The sequence below is a fragment of the Dactylosporangium sp. CA-233914 genome, assembly GCF_050942935.1.
Lineage (GTDB): Bacteria > Actinomycetota > Actinomycetes > Mycobacteriales > Micromonosporaceae > Dactylosporangium.
The window spans coordinates 3990197-4008888 of record NZ_CP192030.1 but is presented as its reverse complement, the minus strand read 5'-3'; the positions used below and the strand labels follow the sequence as shown (position 1 = coordinate 4008888).

General features: G+C 67.8%; 13 protein-coding genes. 12 read left to right on the top strand and 1 reads right to left on the bottom strand.

Features of this window, described 5'->3' with window-relative positions:
• Window positions 1–9 precede the first annotated feature (9 nt).
• The 10 genes from ACQPY0_RS18185 to ACQPY0_RS18140 all read left to right on the top strand — a co-directional run bounded on the left by ACQPY0_RS18185 (window position 10) and on the right by ACQPY0_RS18140 (window position 14036).
• Complete coding sequence (locus ACQPY0_RS18185; protein ID WP_432990306.1) at window positions 10–189, top strand: hypothetical protein; 180 nt, start codon at window positions 10–12, stop codon at window positions 187–189.
• Complete coding sequence (locus ACQPY0_RS18180; protein ID WP_432990304.1) at window positions 186–2174, top strand: S9 family peptidase; 1989 nt, start codon at window positions 186–188, stop codon at window positions 2172–2174. Before ACQPY0_RS18185 ends, ACQPY0_RS18180 begins: the two co-directional genes overlap by 4 nt.
• Window positions 2175–2232: 58 nt before the next feature.
• Entirely contained in the window at window positions 2233–4029 is a 1797-nt protein-coding gene (locus ACQPY0_RS18175; protein WP_432990302.1) for a S9 family peptidase, read from the top strand.
• A 12-nt stretch (window positions 4030–4041) separates the two neighbouring features.
• Window positions 4042–5928 (top strand): S9 family peptidase, encoded by a 1887-nt coding sequence (locus ACQPY0_RS18170; RefSeq protein WP_432990301.1) that lies wholly within the window; start codon window positions 4042–4044, stop codon window positions 5926–5928.
• 42 nt (window positions 5929–5970) lie between these two features.
• Window positions 5971–6408: a serine hydrolase domain-containing protein gene (locus tag ACQPY0_RS18165; protein WP_432990299.1), complete on the top strand. Its 438-nt coding sequence runs from the start codon at window positions 5971–5973 to the stop codon at window positions 6406–6408.
• Between the two features lie 141 nt (window positions 6409–6549).
• Complete coding sequence (locus tag ACQPY0_RS18160) at window positions 6550–7653, top strand: serine hydrolase domain-containing protein (protein WP_432990297.1); 1104 nt, start codon at window positions 6550–6552, stop codon at window positions 7651–7653.
• A gap of 25 nt (window positions 7654–7678) precedes the next feature.
• Window positions 7679–9961, top strand: coding sequence for a DPP IV N-terminal domain-containing protein (locus tag ACQPY0_RS18155; RefSeq protein WP_432990295.1), 2283 nt, complete (start codon window positions 7679–7681; stop codon window positions 9959–9961).
• Between the two features lie 300 nt (window positions 9962–10261).
• Window positions 10262–10891 carry a serine hydrolase domain-containing protein gene (locus ACQPY0_RS18150; RefSeq protein WP_432990293.1) on the top strand — a complete coding sequence of 210 codons (630 nt, stop codon included), beginning with the start codon at window positions 10262–10264 and terminating at the stop codon, window positions 10889–10891.
• A 36-nt stretch (window positions 10892–10927) separates the two neighbouring features.
• Complete coding sequence (locus tag ACQPY0_RS18145; RefSeq protein WP_432990291.1) at window positions 10928–12832, top strand: S9 family peptidase; 1905 nt, start codon at window positions 10928–10930, stop codon at window positions 12830–12832.
• A 214-nt stretch (window positions 12833–13046) separates the two neighbouring features.
• Entirely contained in the window at window positions 13047–14036 is a 990-nt protein-coding gene (locus ACQPY0_RS18140) for a GntR family transcriptional regulator (protein WP_432990290.1), read from the top strand.
• A gap of 352 nt (window positions 14037–14388) precedes the next feature.
• Here ACQPY0_RS18140 and ACQPY0_RS18135 read toward each other — a convergent pair whose 3' ends face one another.
• Entirely contained in the window at window positions 14389–16077 is a 1689-nt protein-coding gene (locus ACQPY0_RS18135; protein ID WP_432990288.1) for an acyl-CoA mutase large subunit family protein, read from the bottom strand.
• Window positions 16078–16371: 294 nt separating this feature from the next.
• Here ACQPY0_RS18135 and ACQPY0_RS18130 point away from each other — a divergent pair, with 294 nt between their 5' ends.
• Both ACQPY0_RS18130 and ACQPY0_RS18125 read left to right on the top strand, forming a co-directional pair.
• Entirely contained in the window at window positions 16372–18111 is a 1740-nt protein-coding gene (locus ACQPY0_RS18130; RefSeq protein ID WP_432990286.1) for a thiamine pyrophosphate-binding protein, read from the top strand.
• Window positions 18112–18206: 95 nt separating this feature from the next.
• Window positions 18207–18590 (top strand): hypothetical protein, encoded by a 384-nt coding sequence (locus ACQPY0_RS18125; RefSeq protein ID WP_432990284.1) that lies wholly within the window; start codon window positions 18207–18209, stop codon window positions 18588–18590.
• Window positions 18591–18692: the final 102 nt, after the last annotated feature.

The window sequence follows — 18692 nt, the reverse complement described above, 5'->3', positions numbered from 1 at the left end:
CGAAGGTAGGTGACAGCATTGGTCAACCTGACGCGCATCTACACCCGAACCGGTGACGGTGGGCAGACGCGGCTCGGCGACATGAGTCGCACGAGCAGGACTGACCCGCGTCTCGTCGCGTTCATCCTCGCCCGGAACACGAACCGGGCCACCGGCGACGTGCTGTGGGTTCCCGGGAGTCACCGATGACGACGCACGCGCTGACGCCCGAGGACTTGGCCTCCATCCGGGTGGTCACGCACCCTCAGACCGCCGAGGACGGGACCGCGCACGCGTGCGTCGTGCACGATGCCGCCCCGTCGCGCGGTGAGCCGCCGCGATCGGACATCTGGTACTCGCGCCGGGGCGAGCCTCTGCGCGCGGTGACATCGGGTCCGGGCGAAGACATGCTGCCGCGCATCTCCCCCTCGGGACGGTGGCTGGCGTTTGCCTCGGACCGGGAGCGGGCCGGGCTCTGGCGGCTCTACGTGCTGTGCCTCGACGACGGGGCCGGTACGCCGCCGCGGTTGATCGACGAACTGCCCGGAATCGTCGAGGACATCGTGTGGGCGAGCGATGACTCGGGCCTGCTGGTCCGGGCCGCCGACGAGGGTTCCGACACCGGCAACGTCGGCGGCGGCAAGCGGTTCGTGCCGCCCGGCGAGGAGGACGCCGCGTTCGTCGTGCGGCGCCCGGCCACCGAGTGGCGGCGCCTGTACCGGGTCGTCCTGCCGTCGGGTGAGGTGTCGCCGGCGAGCCCGGACGGCCTGACGGTGTGGGAGATCGGCTGGGCCGGGCACGGTCCGGTCGCTGCGGTGGTGTCGGCCGACCCGAGCGAGAGCGGTTGGTACGACGCCCATTTGGCGCTGATCGACGTTGTCGCGCGGACAGCGCGGTGCGTGTACACGCCCAAGTGGCAGCTGCAGTCACCGGCGCTGAGCGAGGACCTGCGACGTCTCGCCTTCGTCGAGGCACCGCAAAGCGATCGGGCGCTGCTGGCCGGCGAGATCGCGATCATGGACCTGGACAGTGGAGCCGTCGTCCGGCCGCGGCACGAGGCGGACGTCACTCGCGTGCGCTGGACGAGCGACGGCCGCCTGTTCTGGGTCGGGGTGGCGTCGGTCGAGACGGCATGCGGCTTCCTGGTTCCCCATCCCGGGCCGGGCGGTCCTGCTTGGCAGGTGGACGAGTGGTGGCGCGGCCGTCGCACGCTCGGGCGTACGCACCTGGTCAGCGCCGACTGCAGCCGGCGCGCTGACACGATCGTTGCCGCCGTGCAGTCACACAATCGACCGCACGAGCTGGGCATCCTCTCGCCGTCGGACGACGGCCGGCGCCGGTGGCAGGCGCTGACGAGCCTCAACGCCGACCTGGCCGGCCGCGCGCGGGCCCGCGAGACCGTACACCGCTGGGCGGCCCGGGACGGCCTGGAGATTCACGGGTTGCTGCTGCTGCCGGACGAGGCCGGTGAAGGGCCACTGCCGCTCGTCGTCGTCGTCCACGGCGGGCCGACCAATGCCAGCACGTCGGTGTTCGCATCCGGTGCCCACCGCGGGGACGCGCTGCTGCTCACCCAGGCCGGGTGCGCGGTGCTCATACCGAATCCGCGTGGTTCCATCGGCCGCGGTGTCGAGTTCATGTCGGCGAACATCGGCGACATGGGTGGCGGCGACCTCGCCGACATCGAGTCCGGGGTGCAGTCCCTGGTGGCCGAGGGCCTGGTGGATCCCGGTCGTGTCGGGATCGTCGGCCTGTCCTACGGCGGCTTCATGGCGGCCTGGGCGGCGGTGCGCAGCGACGTGTTCGCCGCGTCGATCCCCATCTGCGGACTGATGAACTGGCTGAGCTTCCACAACACGTCGAACGTGGGCCGGTTCGACGAGATCTATCTCGACGGCGATCCGTACGATCCCGCCGGTCCTTACCTCCCTCGCTCGCCGATCATGTACGTGAACGGCTGCCGGACGCCGACGCTGCTCCTGCACGGCGAGATCGACCTGGCCTGCCCCGTAAGCCAAGCCCAGGAGTTCTACCAGGGTTTGGCCCGGGCTGGATGCGAGACCGAGCTCGTGACCTACCGCGGCGCCGGGCACGGAATGACCGAGCGCGAGCACGTCATCGACGTCAGCAATCGGATCCTGGCCTGGTTCACGCGACACCTGGGTCTAGGCCGGCCGGAGTTGGCAGATCACTGAGACAGACAAGAGGAAGGCATATATGCATCGCGAGACTGCTCCGGTACCGACAATCGACGTGTTCGCACCGGGAGTGTCGTTCACGTGGATACGGCGTGACGGTGACGCCCTGCTGTGGATCGAGGTCCGGCCGTCCGAAGCCCGCTCTGTCCTCGTCCGGTGGGAGCCGGGCGGTGAACCGGTCGACCTGACGCCGCCGGGACGGTCGTGCAGCAACATCGTCGGCTACGGCGGCATCCCGTACGGCGTCGCGCCGGACGGCGAGATCCTGGCCTGCGACAGCGAGGACCAGCGCATCCACAGTTTCCGGCGGGGCATTGCGCTGACGCCGCCGTCGTCGAACAAGGCGGTGCGGTGGAGTGACTTCGTGGCCGGCGGCGGCCACCTCTACGCGGTCCGCGAGCAGCATCACGACGACGGCCGGATCACCAACGAGATCGTGCGCGTCGCATTGGAGCCGCCGTACGACTGCGTGGTTCTGGTCAGCGATCACGACTTCGTCGGGGCACCCCGTCTGTCGCCCGACGGCTCGCGCTTGGCCTGGATCACCTGGGACCACCCACAGATGCCGTGGGACGGCACCGAGCTGTGGCTGGCCGACCTCGGCCCCGAGGGGCTGCGCAACGCGACGCGGGTCGCCGGCTCGGCGGAGGAGTCCGTTGTGGAACCGACCTGGACCCCGGAGGGCGAGCTGCTCTTTCTCAGTGACCGCAGCGGTTCGTGGAACCTCTATGCGGCCGAAGCACCCGAGCCCATCGTGGCCATGGATGCGGACATGGGCGAACCGCTGTGGTTCCTCGGCCTGCGCAGCCTCGACGTCTTCGACGACGGGCGCATCGTCTGCAAGTGGACGGTCGACGGCATCGAGCACCTCGGCGTGCGCCACGCCGACGGGCGCATCGACGAGGTCCTGACCCCGTACACGCAATTCCGATCGCCCACCGTGGTCGGCAACCAGATCGCCGTCGTCGCCGCCGGACCGCGCCATGCCCAGGCCGTCGTCGTACTTGACCCGGCCATCGGCGGCACGGGTGTGGTGTTGCGCTACTGCGGAGCCGTCGTGCCCGAGACGATCTCGGTGGCCGAACCGATCTCGTTTCCGACGACCGGTGGCGCCGTAGCCCACGGGTTCTGGTTGGCACCTACTGCGCCCACCGATGGGTTGCCGGCCCTCATCGTGAACTGTCATGGCGGTCCCACGGGGCACGTCGTGCCGACGTTGGACCTGCGGCAGCAGTACTGGACCAGTCGCGGCTATGGCTATCTGGAGCTCAACTTCCGGGGCAGCAGCGGCCGTGGACGGCCCTACCGGGACGCGCTCAAGGGGCAGTGGGGTGTCGTCGACGTCGACGACGCCGTGGCGGGCGCCCAGTACCTCGTGGACAAGGGCCTGGTCGACGGCGACAAGCTCATCGTCCGCGGGCTCAGTGGCGGTGGCTGGTTGACCTTGTGCGCGATGGCCTTCCGCGACGTGTTCGCGGCGGGCGGCAGCATGAACGGCGTCGCCGACGCTGTCGGCTTCTCGGAGGAAACACACAAGTTCGAGTCCCACTACCTCGAGTCGCTCATCGGCCCGCTGCCGGAGGCGAGCGAGTTGTACGCCGAACGCTCGCCGGTCACCGCCGCGGCGCAGATCACCGCGCCACTCATCCTGCTGCAGGGCGAGGTCGACGACGTCGTCCCGAAGAGGCAGGCCGACGCCATCGCGGCCGTGCTGCGCGAGCGCGGCGTCGAGCACGAATACCACGTCTACGAGGGCGAAGGGCACCTGCTCGCCAAGGCGGAGAACCTCGCCCATGCCCTCGACGCCGAATACGCCTTCTACGCGCGGGTCCTGGCCCCGCGGACGCACTGATCGGAGCGCGGGATGGCCCTGCCGAAGCTGATCGACGTCGAGGAGTTCTTCGCCGATCCGGAGTTCTCCGGAGCGTCGATCTCCCCGGACGGCACGCGGATCGCCTACCTGGCGCCGGCGCACGGCCGGACCAACGTCTGGGTCCGCGGCATCGACGAGGGGCACGAGGACGCCGTGTGCGTCACGCACGACGCGCGGCGCGGCATCAAGGCGTACTACTGGACCGACGATCCGCGATGGTTGCTGTATCTGCAGGACACCGACGGCAACGAGGACTGGCACCTGTACCGGGTCGACCTGGAAGCGCCGCAGACACCGGCGGTCGACCTGACTCCGCTGCCAGTCGGCTCCGGTGTGCTCGGCGTGGAGCGGATGCGGTCAAGGCCGGGCACGATGCTGGTGACGATGAACCCCCGGCCCCGGTTCCTCGACGCGTTCCGGATCGACATCGCCACGGGTGAGACCACGCTGCATCGGGAAAGTCCCGTCATGACAAGCAAGTTCTTCTTCGGCCCGGACGGCGAAGTGTTCTTCATGGCGATGGCCGATGACGGGACATGGGAGTTCTTCGCGATCGACGACGCGACCGGACAGCAGAAGTTGATCCGCCGCTGCCCCGGCCCGGAACACCCGCTGGGCGTGTTCCCCGTGGAGGTCACGGCGGACGGCAAGGGCCTGCTGCTGGGCGTCTACCGCGATTCCGACGATCTGAGCCTGGTTCGGGTCGACGGCGAGACCGGTGCGGAGACGGTGGTCGCGGCGCTGCCCGGACACAGCCTGTGCACCGCCGCGATAGGCCCCCCGACACTGTTCCGGAGCCGCCGCACCGGTGAGCTGCTGGCCGCGCGTTTCGTGGGGGATCGACCGATCGTCCACGTCGTGGACCCGCACTTCGCCGAGGTGTACGCGGAGTTGTCGAAACTCTCGGACGGCGTGCTGGCGTCGGTGTCCTCGGACGAGTCGGAGCGGCGGTGGGTGGCGACGTTCTTCCACGACCGCGAGCCGGACCTCACCTACCTCTATGATCACGGCACGAGGGAGAGCCGGCTGTTGTTCCGGCCCTACCCGCAGCTGGATCGGGCCGACCTGGCGCCGACGCGAGCGGTCAGCCTCACGGCGCGCGACGGGCTGCCGTTGCCCGCGTTCCTGACCCTGCCGGTCGGGGTTGATCCCGTCGGTCTGCCGTTGGTGCTGTTCGTACACGGCGGGCCCTGGGCGCACGATTCGTGGGCCAACTTCGCCGCACCCAAGGCGCAGTTCCTGGCCAACCGCGGTTATGCGGTGCTGCAGGTGAACTTCCGTGGCTCGTCGGGATACGGCAAACGGCACACCACCGCCGCGATCGGCGAGTTCGCCGGCGCGATGCACGACGACCTGATCGACGCCGCGGACTGGGCGGTCAAGCAGGGCATCGCGGATCCGGCCCGCATCGGGATCTACGGCGGCTCCTACGGCGGCTACGCGGCCCTGGTCGGGGTCACGGTGACCCCGGACTACTTCGCCGCCGCGGTCGCCTACTGCGGCATCTCCAGCCTGCCGAACTTCATGCGGACCGTGCCCGCGGTCTGGTACTCGATGATCATGAAGAACAGCTTCCTCCTGTACTGCGGCGATCCCGACGACCCGGACCAGGAGGCCGATCTCCTTGCCCGGTCGCCGATCACGATGATCGACCGCATCCGCACGCCGCTGTTGGTGGTGCAGGGTGCCAACGACGTCCGCGTCGTCAAGGAGGAGTCCGACAACGTCGTCGACGCGCTCCGTGCGCGCGGGGTCCCCGTCGAGTACCTGGTGGCCGACGACGAGGGGCACGGCTTCCAGAACCCGGAGAACGTCGTCACCCTGTTCCGCACGATCGAACGGCACTTCGCCGAACATCTCGGCGGCCGGTCGGCCTGACCACTGCGGCAATCCTTCATCCGAACACGAGGAGGCACGACGTTGAGCACGGTCGACCTTGATGGCATGCTCTCGGACATCGAAAAGGAAGCTGAGGAGTACCTCGCTTCCCGGGACGACGGGACGCTCGTCATCGGGCTGTCCGTGAACGGCGAGCGCCACATCCGGTGCCTGCGATCGGCCCGGGCCGAGCACGCACCGCTGCCCGACGCAGCGTCGGTCTACGAGATCGGCTCGGTCTCGAAGGTCTTTGCCACGACGATCCTGGCCATGCTGGAGGACCAAGGACTGATCGGGCTGGACGACCCGATCAGCAAGCACCTGCCGAAGCAGTTGCGGTTGCCCGACGAAATCGGAACCATCACCATCCGGCAGCTCGCCACGCACAGCTCCGGCTTCGGCTCGGTCGGAAAGCAGCACCAACGGTTCATCGACGAGGAATTGCGCGGTTATGGTCCGCAGAATGACCTAGATAAGTAGGTCATGGCCTGGCATAGATCAACAGGCGATAATAGTCTAGGCCTCGCAGCAGGCTGAAACCGGGGCGCTGGGCCAGCGCATCGTGGTCGTTCTGAATAGCCGCTCGACGAGAGGACTGAAATGAGCAATCCATTGGCGAGCATGACCGAGCTGATCGAACGGGAGGGGCAGGCGTACTGCGACGCGCGTAGCGAGCTGACTCTCATCGTCGGCCTCACACACAACGGCGAGCGCGAGGTCAGAGCGTTTCGCTCAGCCGGTGCGAAGTATGCGCCCCTGCCGGATGCGAGGACGATCTATGAGATCGGGTCGTTCTCCAAGGTATTCACGACATCGCTGTTGTCCGTCCTCGTGTCCAGCGGTGTGTTGTCCTTGGACGACACGGTCGCCTCGTACTTTCCTGAGCTCGACCTCAAGCCGGAGATCGCCGAGATCACGGTGTTCGATCTGGCCACCCACACCTCCGGTCTCTCTGGCGACGGCGTCGTGCTCGCGCGCCTGATCGCCGAGGACGTGGCCACCGGAGATCTCGCCAAGTTCAAGTACTACGAGCACTACTCCAAGGAGCACCTCGACGAGGAACTTCGCGTTGCCGAGCTCGTTCGCCCGCGGGGCAGCGGCTGGGAGTACTCGCGGACCGGGCTGAGCCTGCTCGGGCACATCCTCGAGGTTGCCTCTGGGGAGCAGTACGAGCCGCTGCTGAAGAAGCACATCTGCGATCCGCTGGGCCTGAAGGACACGACATACACCCTCAGCGAGGAGCAGGAGAGCCGGTTGGTCCGTGGTTATGACGAGAATGGGCAGCCCTCGCCCGTCTGGTACTGGGACATCATGCTCCCGCAGGGCGGGCTCCGTTCCACGATGGACGACATGCTGACGTTCGCGGAAGCCAACCTCGCTACCGACGATTCGCAGCTGTCATCAGATCTGCGGCGCGCTCGGGAGACCGAGTTCGAGTGGCCCGCGGGCTCGACGCCCGCGCCGGCTCCGTATGGGAGCAAGGCGACGTTCCGGCAGGCGCTCGGCTGGTGGAACCTGGACCTGGGAGACGGTCCGGTGACGCAGCACGCCGGTGCGACGATCTCGTACCAGTCGTTCGGCGCGGTTCATCAAGGGACCAGAACCGGGCTGGTCGCCATGACATCGAGCGCGACAAACCTGGTCGACGTGATGGCGTTTCCGGTGCTTGGTCAGGACTTGATCAACAAGGCAGTGACAGCCGTCTCCAATGGATCGTCTGATTGATGGGACCCACTCGCGGGAGGTTTGCATGACAGCGGACATGGCGGCTCGGTACCAGCGTGCGGAAGCGATGCTTTCGCACAAGCTCAAGGACGCCGTCCCGAACCCCCAGGTAGTCTCGCACTGGATTCCCAGTACAGAGACGTTCTGGTACAAGCGCGGCTCCGAGGTGATTCTTGTCGACGCCGAGGCGAGGACCAAACGGCCGGTTTTCGACATCGCGGTGATCGCGAAGGCGATCAGCGAGACGATCGGGACCGAGCTGCCCACCGAGGTGTTCGCCGGACTGCCGTTCGAACTCCGCGACGGCGTATGCCGCGTCTCGCTTGGCGAAGAGGCTCGCTTCGAGGTCGACCTCGAAACCTTTGACGTGACCGCCCTTCCGGCGGTTCCGAAGCACTCCACGATGTCGCCCGACGGTCGGTGGGCGCTGTTCTTCCAGGACCACAATCTGTTCGTTTTCGACACGACGACGGGTGCGGAGCGCCAGCTCACCTTCGACGGTGAAGAGGCGTACGAGTACGCCGGCAATAGCGGCAACACGGGGCTGCACACCATGCGGGCGAACAACGGCTTCGAACTGGCGCCGTCGGTGATCTGGTCCTCGGACTCGACACGGTTCTACACGCACCGGCTCGACGAGCGGAAGGTCGAGAAGGCCTACCTCGTGCGGTCCGCGCCGTTCGACGGCGGCCGGCCTCAGCTCCTCGACTTCCGCTACAGCATGCCCGGCGACAAGCACCAGGCCACCTCGGCGCTCTTCGTGTTCAACGCGGAGACCGGTGAGGTCGTGCAGGCGAAATGCGATCCCGTGTGGACGCCGTTCGTAAGCCCCATCGGATACGGCTGGGTGTGGTGGAGCCCCGACCAGTCGAAGCTCTACTGGCTTTCGACCGAGCGCGGCGACCGCAAGGCCAAGTTGAGGACCTTCGACGCCACGACCGGGGACGTCACCGTCGTCCTCGAGGAGAGCAGCAGCTCGCAGATTCTGTTCGGGCCGCACCAGCACGACTGCAACGCCAAGACGCTGTCGACGGGCGAAGTCCTCTGGTGGTCGCAGCGCACCGACTGGGGCCACCTCTATCTCTATGGCGTCGACGGCAGCGTCACGCAGCTGACCTCGGGTGACTGGAACGTCCGGAGCGTCGTCGTCGTTGACGAGGAGGCACGACGCGTCGTGTTCAGCGGCGCCGGTCGTGAGCCGGGCTCCGACCCCTACCTGCAGGAGCTCTATTCCGTCTCCCTGGGTGGCGGCGAGATCACGGCCATCACGAACGACGGCCTCGACCACCACATCCAGAAGTACCCGAGCGGGCCGAACGCATCGGACTCAGGCCAGTACTTCGTCGACAACACAGCGCGCTGGGACGTGCCGAACGTCGCGGTCGTGCGCGAGCGCACTGGCGCCGTCGTGATGGAACTCGAGACGTGCGATCCCTCCGCCCTCTACGCGGCCGGGTGGACCCCGCCCGAACGGGCCGTAGTGAAGGCGGCCGACGGCGTCACCGACATCTACTGCGGTGTCTACAAGCCGCACGATTTCGACCCGACTAAGAACTACCCGGTGCTCGACAGCATCTACCCGGGCCCGCAGATGTCGACCGCGCCGCTGCGCTTCCCGTTGTCGGGCGGCACCAACGTCGGCATCGACATGGCCTTCAGCGAGCCGTGGTCGTTCGCCGCGCTGGGCTTCGTCGTCGTCGCGATCGATCAGCGCGGCGCAGCATTGCGCAACAAGGCCTTTCAGGACGCCTCGCGCGTCGACGGCGGCCTGGTGTTCGTCGACGATCACGTCACCGCGATCAAGCAGCTGGCCGAGTCCCGTCCGTGGATGGATCTCGACCGCGTCGGCACCTACGGCATCTCGGCGGGCGGCTACGCGTCGGCTCGCCTGATCCTGGAGGCGAACGACTTCTACAAGGTCTGCGTCTCCGGCGAGGGCAACCACGACGACCGGATGAACCACGCCTGGTGGGGCGAGAAGTTCTTCGGCCTCGTCGACGAATTCGACTACGAGAAGAAGGCTAACGTCTCGGTCGCCCACAGACTCAAGGGCAAGTTGTTGCTCATGCATGGCGAGCTCGACGACAACGCCCTTTACCACCACACGATCCGCCTGGCTCGCGCGCTCATCGAAGCCAATAAGGACTTCGACCTCATGGTCATGCCGAACGCCGACCACTTCATGATGGTCAACCGGGCGTACTTCATCCGTCGGCGCTACGACTACTTCGTCCAGCATCTGATGGGGGAGACACCGCCCAAGGAGTTCGAACTCGGCGAGATCGACGGTTCGATCGGATATCAGTGACGGACTGGATACCGAACCGAGGCTTGGACCCATGACGAGTCACGGGACATCCGGCTGGACCGACGAGCAGCTGCAGATGCTGCTGTCCAGGACTGATGTACGACGCGTGTCGGTCGAGTTCCTTCGTGCCATGACCGAGGGCTGGTTCGCCGGGGCCGGTCGCTCATTGAGGTCGGCCCGGAAGGCGCCCGCAGCGACCTCGACCCGGCCCTGCCGCTCACCGAGCCGCCGTTCGGTGTCTACACGCACTATCTGCGGTACCGCAAAGAACACCTGTACGCCGACCTCGAAACCGCCGAATTGGAGTACCCGACCGGACAGGGCTGGCTGTACTCGGTCCTCGGCATGGGAACGCTCGGCCACATCCTGGAATTGGTGACCGGCCGGCCGTACGAGCAACTGCTCAAGGAGACGATCTGCGAGCCGCTGGGCCTCGCCGACACCTGCTACAGCCTGTCCAAGGAGCAGCAAGGCCGGGTCGTCCACGCCTATGACCGCACCGGTCAGCCGTGCCCGAACTGGTACCACGACGTCATGCTTCCGCAGGGGGGACTGCGTTCGACGATGAACGACCTGCTCACCTTCACCGAGGCGAACCTCAAGGCCAGCATCGACGGGGATGACTCCGTGCTTTCCCGGGCGATGCGCCGAACTCGCGAGGAGCACTTCGACGGGCCCGCGGCGTACCCGATGCCGGACGCTGAGGAGTCGCGCGACTTCATCCAGGGCCTGGGGTGGTGGGGCCTGTCGCGCCCCACCGGCCACGCCTGGTGGCACCCCGGCACGACGCTGTTCTACCTCGCCGGCGCCGGCGTCGATGAGCACGCCCAGGTCGGCTTCGCCATCGTCTCGTCGTACGGCAGGAGCCTCCTTGATCGAGTCGTCCTGCATCCGCTTCAGCAGGACTGGTTCCGCCGTGCCTGCCAGTAGGCCCACCGCACTCACTCTTCCGGAAGGCGGCAATCGATGCCCCGCGCGAGACTGATCGACGTCGACGAGTTCTATGCCGACCCGGTGTTCGCCGGTGCATCGATCTCGCCGAACGGAAAGCGGATCGCCTACCTGGCGCCGGCGCACGGTCGGCTGAACGTGTGGGTCCGCGGCATCGAGGAAGAGCACTCGGACGCGGTGTGCGTCACGCACGATGCGCGGCGCGGGATCAAGGCGTACTACTGGACTGACGATCCGCGGTGGTTGCTGTATCTGCAGGACACCGACGGCAACGAGGACTGGCACCTGTACCGGGTCGACCTGGACGCCCCCGATGAGCCCGCCGTCGACCTGACCCCGATGGACCCCGGATCGCGCGTGCTGGGCGTCGAGCGGATGCGCTCGCGGCCGGGTACGGTGCTGGTGTCGATGAACCGCCGGCCTTTGTTCTTCGACGCGTTCCGGATCGAGGTCGCCACCGGAGATATCACGCTGCACCGCGAGAACCCCTCGATGACGTCGGGGTTCTTCTTCGGCCCCGGCGGCGAGGCGTTCTCCATGGCGATGGCCGACGACGGGACGTGGGAATTCGGGGCGATCGACGAGAAGACCGGCGCCACCCGGGTGATCCGTCGCTGCGCGGGGCCGGAACACCCCGTTGGCGTGCACCCCACCCAGGTCACGCCGGACGGCAAGGGTCTGCTGCTGGGCGCCTATCACGACGGCGACGACTTGAGCCTGGTGCGCGTCGACGTCGCGACCGGCGAGGAGACGGTCATCGCGGCCTTGCCCGGGCACAGCCTGTGCACCGCTGAGGCGGCCGGCCAGGGCGCGCCTGCGATGCTGTTCACCAGCGAGCGGACCGGCGAGGTGCTGGCGGCGCGGTTCGTCGGTGACCGGCCGATCATCAAGGTGATCGACCCCGAGTTTGCCGACGTGTACACCGCGATCGCCAAGCTGTCCGACGGGGTGCTCGGCTCGCTGTCGTCGGACAATGAATGCCGCCGCTGGGTCGCGACGTTCATCGACGATCGCGAGCCGGGACTGACGTATCTCTACGACCACGACACCGGCGAGAGCCGGCTGCTGTTCCGGCCGTACCCGAACCTCGATCCGGCTGAGCTCGCGCCGATGACCCCGGTCAGCTTCCCGGCCCGTGACGGGCTGCCGCTGCATGGGTATCTCACCTTGCCGGTCGGCGTCGAGCCGGCCGGCCTACCATTGGTTCTCGTCGTGCACGGCGGCCCGTGGTACCACGACACCTGGGGCTACAACCCGCAGGTCCAGTTGCTGGCCAACCGGGGCTACGCCGTACTGCAGGTGAACTTTCGTGGCTCGTCGGGATACGGCAAACGGCACATCACCGCCGCGATCGGGGAGTTCGCCGGCGCGATGCACGACGACCTGATCGACGCGGCCAACTGGGCGATCGAGCGGGGCTACGCCGACCCGGCGCATGTCGGCATCTACGGCGGCTCGTACGGCGGGTACTCGGCCTTGGTCGCAGTCACGGTCACCCCGGACTACTTCGCCGCCGCGGTCGACTACTGCGGCATCTCCAGTCTGCCGAACTTCATGCGCACCCTGCCCGAGTTCCTGCATCCCTCACTCAAGAACAACTTCTACCTGTACTGCGGCGATCCCGCCGACCCGGCCCAGGAGGCCGACCTGCTGGCCCGCTCGCCGATCACGATGGTCGACCGGATCCGTACCCCGCTGCTGATCGCGCAAGGCGCCAATGACGTCCGGGTGGTCAAGGCAGAGTCGGACAACATCGTCGAGGCCCTGCGCGAGCGCGGCGTCCCGGTCGAGTACATCGTGGCCGACGACGAGGGCCACGGCTTCGCCAACCGTGAGAACCGCACCACCCTGTACCGCGCCATGGAGCATTTCTTCGCCGAGCACCTGAGTGGGCGCACGTCGATGCGCCGACCGGCGTAACCGGCAAATCTTGACGCATGAGAGGTAACCAATAGCCACGATGACGCGTCGTCGGTCGAGCCCAACCCCACGGGGCAATAGCTGATCCGTGGAGTACGCTGGTCCGGGCCTCGCGGATACGCCGGCGGGGCAAGAGCGGGAATGTGCTACACCGAATACCGAATAGCGACCAGGTTCCGACCAGGAGTTGGACCGCAGACCTAGGACAATCATCGTGCAGCGGATCGAGTTGAATCGAGCGTCGGGCGTCCCGGTGTTCCGGCAGGTGATCGATCAGATCGTCTTCATGATCGAGGCCGGCGAACTCCGCGACGGTGATCGGCTGCCGAGCAGCCGGCTGCTCGCCGCGAATCTCGACGTGAACCGCAACACGACCGCGCGCGCATATGCCGAACTCGGCAGGCTCGGCTATCTCACCTCGCAGGGCCGTGGCGGCATGGTGGTGAAGCGCCCTGATCGGGCCCACGAGCACCTCGCCTCGCACGAGGCGGCAGTCGCCGCGCTGGCCGGGCCGATCCGGGAATGCCTCGAATTGGGGCTGTCCGCCGACGAGATCGCGATGATTGCGTACCACCTGGGCCTGCACGCCCAGCAGAGCTTCATCCGGGTCGCGTTCGTCGAGTGCAACGAGGAGCGGGCCAAGTCATTCGCCACCGAGCTGTCCGAGACGGTGGACAGCGAGGTGCTGGGGCTGGTGCTCGGCGACATCGAGGAAGCCGACGTCGCCGATTGCGACCTCGTCGTGACGACCTTTTTCCATCACGCCGAGCTCAGGCGCCAGATCCACGCCATGGCGCTGCCCCGTCCTCCTGAGATACTCGCGATCGTCGCTGCCCCGCACATCAAGACGCTCACCCGGTTGGCGGCGATCCCCAAGAGCAAGCGGATCGGAATCCTGTATTCGACCGACGACCAGGCCGAGGCGATCCGCCAGTCGCTGTCGGACACCGGTCTGGAGAACGTGAAGGCCCTGCACGGTCCGAACGACGCCGAACTCAAGAAGTGCGACGTGCTCGTCGTGCCCAGCGAGGACCCTGCGCTGGCGGCGAAGGCGGCCGAGAAGGCGCGGGATGGCGCGAAGGTCATCGAGTTCGGCAACGTGCTCGACTCGGCGTCGCGGCGGATGGTCGCCGAGATCGTCGAGGAGATTCGCGAGCGCAAGGATCGCATGCTGCTCGACCACGACCGGGCGGCCCGCGAATAGGGCGGGCGTCGCACCCGCACAACCCCCTGAACGTGCAGCTGCGCGGGTCGCCGGTGACCATGATGGCGCTGGCGGTCGCGCCGTGGTAGCTGCGGTAGGCGGAAAGCACCTTTCACCACCGGGCTGATCACCGAGCGACACGCCCTGGTCGCAGACGCGCCGGCCAATGCGGCCGTTTTCCGGCAGCCGTGCCTCACCCTGCTGAGGAAACCGTGCCGAACCGGCAGTTGGGCGGCAACCTGCCGGCCGGTCGTGCAGGTCGCCGGGCCGTCGGCCGACCTGGCCCGGGCGAGCAGGCCGGCCGCGGCCAGTGCGCCGCATCGACTATGGCGCGATCCGCACGCTCGCCTTCTTAGAACACGGTCGACGGCTTGTGGTAACCCCACACGCCGCGCAGCACGTCGCAGATCTCACCGACCGTGGCCCGCGCTCGCACGGCATCCTCGATGAGCGGCATCAGGTTGACGTGCAGGTTCGGCGCGGCCTTCTCGATCGCCCGGAGGGTCGCCACCACCTGACGCTGCTCCCGCGACCGCTTCACCTCGGCGAGCCGCTTCATCTGACGCTCCATCACGCCGGGCACCGGGCGGTCGATCTCGATGTCCTGGGTCTCGTTCTCGTCGACGTAGTCGTTCACACCTACGATGATCGAGTCGTTGCTCTCGACCTTGACCTGCTGCTCCCAGGCCGAGTCGGCGATCAACTGGACGGCGTAGCCGGACTGAACCGCCTCGATCATGCCGCCCATGCTGTCGATTCGTTCGATCAGGGCGCGGGCGTCTTCCTCGATCTGGTTGGTCAAGGACTCGACGTAGTACGAGCCGGCGAGCGGGTCGATCACGTCGGCCACCCCTGTCTCGTGCAGGATGATGGCCTGGGTCCGGACCGCGATCCTGATCGCGCTCTCCGACGGGATGGACAGCGCCTCGTCGAGCGAGTTGGTGTGCAGGGACTGGGTGCCGCCGAGCACGGCGGCCAGCGCTTGGATCGCAGTCCGGGCCACGTTGTTGTAGGGCTGCTGCGCGGTGAGCGTGACGCCGGAGGTCTGGCAGTGCGCCCGCATCAGCCACGACCTCGGGTCCTTGCAGCCCAGCCGGTCGCGCGTGAGCCGTGCCCACAAGCGACGGGCCGCTCGGAGTTTGGCGGCCTCCTCGAAGAAGTTGTTGTGCACATCCCAGAAGAAGGACACCCGCGGGGCGAGCCGGTCGACATCGATGCCGCGCTCGATCGCGTGCTCCAGATAGCAGAGCGCATTGCTCAGGGTCAGTCCGACCTCTTCGACCGCGGTGGCACCGGCATCACGGATGTGGTAGCCGCAGACGTTGAGGGGATTGAACCGGGGCATGACGTCCGCCCCGTACTCCATGGTGTCGACCACCAGTTGCACGGAAGGCAGCGGAGGGAAGATGAACTCGTTCTGGGCGATGTACTCCTTGAGGATGTCGTTCTGCGTTGTCCCGGTGAGCACATGGCCCGGGTAGCCCCGCTCGTCAGCCACCACGCGGTACATCGCGAGCAGCACGGCCGCGGAGGGGTTGATCGTCATGGACGTGGAGATCTGGTCGAGCGGAATTCCGTCGAACAGGGCGTGCATGTCGACGACCGTGTCGACGGCCACGCCGATGCGGCCGACCTCGCGTCGGTACACCTCGTGATCGGAGTCGTAGCCCAGCAAGGTCGGGAGATCGAAGTCCGTGGACAGTCCCGTCTGACCGGTCTTCAGCAGGTACTTGTACCGGTTGTTGGTGTCCTCTGCCTGGCCGAAGCCGGCCACCTGCCGGATGGTCCACGGGCGTCCGCGGTACATGGTCGAGTGAACGCCGCGCGTGAACGGAAACTCACCGGGCAGACCGATGTCCTCGGCCGGATCGAGGTCGCGCAGGTCCGCGCTTGTGTAGACGTCCTTGACCGGAACTCCGGACATCGTCGTGAACTCGGCGCGGCGGGGCGGGATCCGCTCATAGTCGGCGGCGACCCGCTCTCGTCGCCAGGCTTCGACGCGCTCGTCCCAGCGCTTCTGCTCGTCGGTCACTGAGCCCATCGGATCGACGCCTCCTTCAGGATGGGGCTTGCGGACGGCCGCGTGCCCGGTACGGTAGCGTATTACGGCCTAGCTCGCTAGGCTAAATGTGGCTGACCAGCTCGGACTATCTGGCCTGCCGTCGAATTCCTGGCCCGGCGGCCGGAGCCGCGGGACGGCGAGTGACAGACAACCACATTATGCCCTAGCATAGTAGGGCATACATTATCTCCCAACTGCGGCGCCCGGCACCGGAGTCACCGCCAAGGGCCGATCGCCCACCCGACGGGAGACGAACCTCCGGAGGACGTAACCGTGCCGCACCTCTCCGAAGCCTTCCTGGCCCGGCCGCGCACCGTCGCCCACGCGGTGGCCGCGTTCCTGGTGCGGGCCGGCGTCCGCCGCATCTACGGGCTCACCGGAAGCCACATCAAGCCGATCTGGGAGGAGGCCACGCACGCGGGGCTGCAGGTCGTCGACGTCCGTCACGAGGTCGCCGCCGTGCACATGGCCCAGGCCGAGGCCGACCTGACCGGGCAACTCGCGGTTGCCACGGTCACCACCGGTCCCGGGCTGACGAACGCCGTCACCGGCCTGGCGGCGGCCTTTTCGGCGCGCTCGCCCGTGCTCGTGCTGTCGGCCGTACCCCCTCGGGGCCAGCTCGGCCTCGGTGCCCTCGAAGAACTCGACCAGGCCGGGCTCGTGCGTCCCGTCACCCGCTTCGCGCGAACCGTCGGTCACGACCGGCAGCTGCTGCCGTTCCTGCACGCCGCCGTCGCGGCCGCGCTCGGCGAGGACGGGCCGTCCGGTCCGGCCTACCTGGACTTCCCCGTGGACGTCCTGCGCGGCCTGGCCCGGTGGTACAACCCCGGCGCGATCGGCGGCGTCCGGACAGCGGCAAACCCGATGGACCCCGACGACGGAGCGCTCCAGGCCGCCGCGTCAGCGGTCCGGCGAAGTCGCCGGCCCGTCGTCATCAGCGGCCGCGGCGCAGCCCCGCGCCCGCAAGCGATCGTGGACTTCCTGGACGCGACCGGCGCGCTGTATCTCGACACCCCCGAGAGCCGGGGCCTGGTGCCCACAACGCACGCCGGCTACGTCCCGGCCGTTCGTTCGGCGGCCATGAGCCAGGCCGACACGGTGATCACGATCGGTCGGCGGCTCGACTTCGCCCTCGGCTACGGCTCGCCGGCAGTGTTCGGCTCCGCCCGCGCCTTCGTCCGCATCGGCCGCAGCTTCGAGGAGCTGGCCGAGAACCGCGCGCCCGAGGTCCAGGTCAAGGGGGACCCCTGCCGCGTGCTGTCGGCGCTGACCGAGCTCGACGTCGCGCCTCGCGACCCGGACACCGCCTGGCGCGAGCGGCTGTGCGGCGACGACCGGCGCCGCCGGCAGGACTGGGTCGTGAAGGCCCGGGCCACGCCCTACGGCCCGGACGGGCGCATCCATCCGAACGCGCTGATCGAGGTGCTCAACCGCACGCTCGACGACCCGCAGGCGCTGCTGATCGCCGACGGCGGCGACATCCTGTCCTTTGCCCGGGTCGGCCTCCAGCCGCCGGCCCGCCTGGACACGGGCACGTTCGGCTCGCTCGGCGTCGGGGTGCCCTTCGCGGTGGCCGCGTCGCTGATCCACCCCGACCGCCGCGTCGTCGCCGTGATCGGAGACGGGGCGTTCGGCTTCAACGCCATGGAGCTGGACACCGCCCGCCGGTGTGGCGCCCGACCCGTCTTCGTCATCAGCAACAACCAGGCGTGGAACATCGAGCGGCTTGACCACGTCGAGAACTATGCGGCGAACCCCCGCTTCAACACCGAACTGCCGGGCTGCCGCTACGACCTGATCGCGAGCGCTCTGGGGCTGCACGCCCAACGCGTCACCCGCATCGAGGAGCTCGAACCGGCCATACGGCACGCGCTGACAGCGGCGCCGGCCCTGATCGACGTGCAGACCAGCGGCGCCGTGCCCTCCCCCGACTTCTCGGCCGGGCTGGCCGACCTGCCCGATCTCCACGTGCTACGCGGCTGGGACGCGGCCGAGCGCGAGGCGCTCCGCTGATTCCCACGTCTGGATCGAACAGGTCGACGGCGGCGAGCCCGTCTGCCGGCGGCGAAGTGGTCGGTCAGCGCCCCAGCCTGAGGAGTCAAAAGCAGATGAGCGACCAGTCGGAGCGCGAGCTGAACGTGACACTCGCTGTGGTCTCAGCCGATTCGCACCGCAGAGCTGCCGCCGCACAGGAGCAGGCGGAAGATGAGTGCGGTTGCCCGCGACCGCCGGCGAATGCAGCGGCGGGCGAGCAGGATATCGTGCTGGATCTCGAGGTCGATGCGACAACGCTCGCGTTCGCCCGGGTTGTCTCCACACTGCACCGCCGCGGCGTCGACGTTCTCACACTCACATGGTCGAGCGACCTCCGTCGCGGGAAGGCCAGGATCACCGTGACGGCTCGGGTGGACCGGCAGCGACACGAGCACATCCGCAAGGCGCTCACGCGTCTTGTCGACGTGACGACGGTCAGGTCCCTGGCAGGGGCCTGACCGGTCCGTTCCGCAACCCGTAGGGGACACTTCGCAAGACGTGGCGCCGCCGCACTCCTCGTGCGCCGGCGCCACGTCTTGCCGCATTCGATGCCGTTGGCG

Bases quoted from the DNA above. Each gene is read 5' to 3' on its own strand.
- ACQPY0_RS18155 (WP_432990295.1), top strand. From the start codon at position 7,679: ATGACAGCGGACATGGCGGCTCGGTACCAGCGTGCGGAAGCGATGCTT.
- ACQPY0_RS18145 (WP_432990291.1), top strand. From the start codon at position 10,928: ATGCCCCGCGCGAGACTGATCGACGTCGACGAGTTCTATGCCGACCCG.
- ACQPY0_RS18125 (WP_432990284.1), top strand. From the start codon at position 18,207: ATGAGCGACCAGTCGGAGCGCGAGCTGAACGTGACACTCGCTGTGGTC.
- ACQPY0_RS18170 (WP_432990301.1), top strand. From the start codon at position 4,042: ATGGCCCTGCCGAAGCTGATCGACGTCGAGGAGTTCTTCGCCGATCCG.
- ACQPY0_RS18180 (WP_432990304.1), top strand. From the start codon at position 186: ATGACGACGCACGCGCTGACGCCCGAGGACTTGGCCTCCATCCGGGTG.
- ACQPY0_RS18160 (WP_432990297.1), top strand. From the start codon at position 6,550: ATGACCGAGCTGATCGAACGGGAGGGGCAGGCGTACTGCGACGCGCGT.
- ACQPY0_RS18135 (WP_432990288.1), bottom strand. From the start codon at position 16,077: ATGGGCTCAGTGACCGACGAGCAGAAGCGCTGGGACGAGCGCGTCGAA.